Raw genomic sequence first — 3,916 nt, 5'->3', positions numbered from 1 at the left:
GAGTAAGGGCTCGGCCAAGTGTGCGCGGAGGGGTCACTCCGAGTGGCGTACGCCGTACGTGCGGTGTGTGCGGTAGTCGGGATGGACGGAACGGGGGGAGTGAGCGGTGGACCCTGCACGCCGTGTCTAACGCCCTCCCGCGGGGCCGGTCACTGGGCCGCAAGGGGGGACGTGTGCCCCGTCCGGCCCGGATGGCGGCGGCTCCGTACGGCTGTAAGGGGTATCCCGTGGCATTGCGCGACGGGCCTCGCTCAGGCATGCTCCGGGGTCAGCGCGCGTCCGGTGACCGCCTCTCGTGCCCTGGGCAAGGGGGGAGTGCCGCCGTACCCTTGGGGTAGGGGACATGGGAAGACGATTCCCGGTCGTCATTCACGCAGGCACCACACGATCCTGAAGAGCCGGAAGAGAGAGCAAGCCGACCGTCGTCCCTCTGCACAGAGGACTCCCATCGCCGAGACACATATGGCTGGATACGAGATCCCTGACCCAGCAGACCGCAGGCAGCTCGCCGACGCCGACGCGACCCAGCTGCCCGAGGCGGCGGAAGAGACCCGCCCTTCCTGTGACCCCGCTTTCCTGCACGGTGTCGTCGTGGGCTTCGACGGCTCCATGTCGAGCGAGCGCGCCCTGGCCTATGCCATCGGCATGGCCCACCGCTCCGGCTCGGGCCTGATCATCGTCCATGTGGCCAACCGGCTCCCGACCACCGTCTGGGCGGGCTGCGAGCCCCCCGTCTTCGTGGACGTCCCGGACCACCGCACGGAGGTCCTCGGGCTGGAGCTGGCCTGTGCCGACCACCTCTCGGATGTCTCCTGGATCCTCGTCGAACGCGGTGGGGACATCTGTCACGAACTGGAAGAAGTCGGACAGGAGTACGAGGCGGACGCCATTGTCGTGGGCTCCACGCACGGCCTCGTCGGACGCATCTTCGGATCCGTGGCGGGGCGGCTGGCGCGGCGTGCTCAGCGCCCCGTCGTCGTGGTGCCGTGAGCACGGCAACTCCCGCGCCCGGCAGGGCCGTTCGCCGGCCGTAAGGTAGACGCAGTCGATAAATCTACCCATGCGTAGGGGTGGATTGTGCGCTTGTGAGGGGCATACAGGAGGCATCGGCGCTACGGCGTGCCGCCGAACGGGAGGTGACGGTCCCGCGCGGCGGCCCACCCGCCGGCGTAATGGGCGACGCCGGCACAGGGGAGGCGGAATCCCGCGCGGTTGGTGGCCCGCGCGGGATTCCGCCCATTTCCCCGGCCGGAGCGGCTCACTCCACCGTCACGGACTTCGCGAGGTTGCGCGGCTTGTCGATGTCCCGGCCCAGGGCCAGCGCCGTGTGGTACGCGAGCAGTTGCAGCGGGATGCCCATGAGCACGGGATCCAGCTCGGGCTCGTTCTTCGGTACCACGATCGTGTGATCCGCCTTCTCCTGCTCCATATGGGCGACCGCGAGGATCCGCCCGCTGCGGGCCTTGATCTCCTCCAGCGTGGCGCGGTTCTTGTCCAGCAGCTCGTCGTCCGGCAGCACCGCGACGGTCGGCACCGCGGGCTCGATCAGCGCCAGCGGCCCGTGCTTCAGCTCCGAGGCCGGGTACGCCTCGGCGTGGATGTACGACACCTCCTTGAGCTTCAGCGACGCCTCGCGCGCCACCGGGTAGCCGCGGACCCGGCCCACAAACATCATGCTCTTGGCGGTGGCGTAGTCGGCGGCCAGCTTCTCGATCGCGGCCTCCTCCCGCATGACCCGGTCGATCTGCTCCGGGAGCTGCCGCAGCCCCGCCAGGATCCGCTTGCCGTCCGCGACCGACAGGTCCCGGATCCGGCCCAGATGCAGCGCGAGCAGCGCGAAGGCCACGGCGGTGTTCGTGAAGCACTTGGTGGAGACGACGCAGACCTCCGGGCCCGCGTGGACGTACACCCCGCCGTCGGTCTCCCGGGCGATGGCCGAGCCGACCACGTTCACCACGCCCAGCACCCGAGCGCCCTTGCGCTTCAGCTCCTGCACCGCCGCGAGGGTGTCATAGGTCTCGCCGGACTGGCTGACCGCGATGTAGAGCGTGTCCGGGTCCACCACCGGGTTGCGGTAGCGGAACTCGCTGGCGGGCTCGGCGTCCGCGGGGACCCGGGCCAGCTCCTCGATCATCTGTGCGCCGATCATGCCCGCGTGGTACGCGGAGCCGCAGCCCAGGATCTTCACCCGGCGCATGGTGCGGGCCTCGCGCGCGTCCAGGTTGAGGCCGCCCAGATGGACGGTGGCGAACCGGTCGTCGATCCGCCCGGCCAGCACCCGGTCCACGGCGTCCGCCTGCTCCGCGATCTCCTTGTGCATATAGGTGTCGTGGCCGCCCATGTCATAGGACTCGGCCGCCCACTCGACGGTCTCCGGAGAGGTGGAGGTGCGCGAGCCCTCGGTGGTGTACGTGCGGTAGTCGCCCGCCTTGATGGTGGCCATCTCGCCGTCGTCCAGGGTGACGACCTGCCGGGTGTGCGACACCAGCGCGGCCACGTCCGAGGCGACGAACATCTCCTTCTCGCCGATGCCCAGCACCACGGGGGAGCCGTTGCGGGCCACCACGATGCGGTCCGGGAACGCGGCGTGCAGTACGGCGATGCCGTATGTGCCCTCGATGTGCCGCAGCGCCTCCTGGACCTTGGCCTCCAGCGTGTCGGCCTCGGAGCGGGCGATGAGGTGCGAGAAGACCTCGGTGTCGGTGTCCGAGACGAGGGTGACACCGTCGGCGGTGAGCTTGGCGCGCAGCTCGGCGGCGTTGTCGACGATGCCGTTGTGGACGACGGCGACCTGCTCGTCCGGGTCCAGATGCGGATGCGCGTTGACGTCGTTCGGGGCGCCGTGGGTGGCCCAGCGGGTGTGGGCGATGCCCACCGTGCCGGAGAAGCGCTTGGGCAGCCGCTCCTCCAGGTCGCGGACCCGGCCCTTGGTCTTGGCGGACTTCAGCCCGCCGCTGCTGCCGCTGCTGTGGACGGCGAGCCCGGCGGAGTCATAGCCCCGGTACTCCAGGCGCTGGAGGCCCTCCAGGAGCAGCGGAGCGGTGTCCCGCTTCCCGATATATCCCACGATTCCGCACATGGTGTGTGCTGCCTGCCTCTCGCTCGGTTCCGTCGGTGATGGCTCTGGTTGATGGCTCTGGTGGTGACTCTGGTGGTGACTCTGGTGGCGTTGGCTCTGGTGGTGGAGTCGGTGTGGGTGCCCGTTCCGGCGGGGTGCCCGGCTGCCGCTCAGCCGTAGACGATCCGGCGCAGCTGCCGGAGCGACAGCGGGGGCGGCGCCACGGCGCGGTGCGGCAGCTCGGCGGTGATCCGCTCGAAGATCTCCGCGTTGACGTGGCCCGCTGCCTGCAGCTCGCGGTGGCGGCGCCGGACGAACTCGGCGGTGGTCTCGTCGAAGTAGGCCAGCACGTCGAGCACCACCCGGGCCGCTTCGCCGCGCTGCAGCGGGGTGGTGCGGACCAGATGGTCGATCAGATCGTCGTGGACAGGCGTACGGGGTTCGAGCACGGGTCGATACTGATCGGTTGGCGCGGTGAGCGCAAGAAATCTGCCCGATTCCGGGCAGGATCGACGCGGAATGGAGGAGGCGTGGAGGCGTGGTGCGATGTTTTTCGGCCTGGTACGCACCTTTGCCGCGATTGGCCGAGTGTTTACTTCTTCCGGGTGGCCGGGGGCTCCAGGATGGAGCGGTCCCATGGGGCCGCGGTTCCGCGGTCCCGCGAGGTCGCGGAGTCGCCTTCCGGGGCGCCCTCTTCCGGCGCTGGTCTCTACCAGGCACCATGCGAATTGCCAGGTCGAATTGCCATGTGCATGGCATCGCCGAAGGGGGTTCTCCTGTGCGACACCTCAGACCGCTGCTGCTGCTCTGCGCCTCCCTCCTCACCGTCACCGCCCTTCCCGCCGCGACCGCACACGC

The 3,916-nt window shown here is 69.7% G+C and carries 3 protein-coding genes; 1 reads left to right on the top strand and 2 read right to left on the bottom strand.

The window, feature by feature from the left end:
- Positions 1-462 precede the first annotated feature (462 nt).
- Positions 463-990 carry a universal stress protein gene (locus G5C65_RS32950; protein WP_165302738.1) on the top strand — a complete coding sequence of 176 codons (528 nt, stop codon included), beginning with the start codon at positions 463-465 and terminating at the stop codon, positions 988-990.
- A gap of 268 nt (positions 991-1,258) precedes the next feature.
- Here G5C65_RS32950 and glmS read toward each other — a convergent pair whose 3' ends face one another.
- Positions 1,259-3,079 carry a glutamine--fructose-6-phosphate transaminase (isomerizing) gene (gene glmS, locus G5C65_RS32945; RefSeq protein WP_165302737.1) on the bottom strand — a complete coding sequence of 607 codons (1,821 nt, stop codon included), beginning with the start codon at positions 3,077-3,079 and terminating at the stop codon, positions 1,259-1,261.
- A gap of 149 nt (positions 3,080-3,228) precedes the next feature.
- Positions 3,229-3,507 carry a hypothetical protein gene (locus G5C65_RS32940; RefSeq protein ID WP_165302736.1) on the bottom strand — a complete coding sequence of 93 codons (279 nt, stop codon included), beginning with the start codon at positions 3,505-3,507 and terminating at the stop codon, positions 3,229-3,231.
- Between the last annotated feature and the right edge of the window lie 409 nt (positions 3,508-3,916).

This window comes from Streptomyces boncukensis (genome assembly GCF_011045075.1).
GTDB lineage: Bacteria > Actinomycetota > Actinomycetes > Streptomycetales > Streptomycetaceae > Streptomyces > Streptomyces boncukensis.
Note: the sequence above shows the minus strand (reverse complement) of the source record. Positions and strands in the feature narration are given on the sequence as shown.

Coding starts and splice junctions, on each gene's coding strand:
- G5C65_RS32950 (WP_165302738.1), top strand. CDS start 463: ATGGCTGGATACGAGATCCCTGACCCAGCAGACCGCAGGCAGCTCGCC.
- glmS (WP_165302737.1), bottom strand. CDS start 3,079: ATGTGCGGAATCGTGGGATATATCGGGAAGCGGGACACCGCTCCGCTG.